The 515-nt window shown below is 61.0% G+C and carries 1 protein-coding gene; it reads left to right on the top strand.

Annotated elements, in window-relative coordinates; all coding sequences use genetic code 11:
* Positions 1 to 73 precede the first annotated feature (73 nt).
* The coding region (locus tag CSC65_RS16100; RefSeq protein ID WP_162411597.1) for an Arm DNA-binding domain-containing protein at positions 74 to 515 on the top strand (442 nt) is incomplete at its 3' end.

The following is a 515-nucleotide window of genomic DNA, read 5'->3' as shown; positions in this document are numbered from 1 at the left end:
GGGAAAAAAGTGAGTCAGGCTGTGAGTCATTGGGCGGCGTTGGGTCGCTCTGACTCACAGATGCCTGACTCACATGCTCACGGACACCAAGCTTCGCGCGCTGAAACCAAGAGCGACCTCTTTTCGGGTGGCTGACTCGAATGGTCTGTGCATTGAGGTGCGTCCGACCGGTGCAAAGGTGTGGCGCTACCGCTACCGCTATGCTGGCAAGCCAAGCGTGATAACCATTGACGAGTACCCCGGGATGTCGCTCATGCAGGCTCGCGCCGAGCGCGACAAGCTGCGCAGGCTGCTGAAGGGGGGCGCCAATCCGGCGCATGTCGCCCGGGTCGAGCGAGCCGTGCAGGCCGAGCGGACAAACAACACCTTTGGGGCCATCGGACTGGAGTTGTTGGCCAAACGAGCGAAGGAGGGGCTTAGCCCGGGATCGGTAAAGCGGGAGCGCCGCCTGATCGAAAAGGACCTGGCGTCCATTGCTGATATGCCAATCACAGATGTGAGCGCCCCCATTCTTT

Source organism: Pseudoxanthomonas daejeonensis (genome assembly GCF_010093205.1).
GTDB lineage: Bacteria > Pseudomonadota > Gammaproteobacteria > Xanthomonadales > Xanthomonadaceae > Pseudoxanthomonas > Pseudoxanthomonas daejeonensis.
This window is presented reverse-complemented; position numbering and strand designations above follow the sequence as displayed.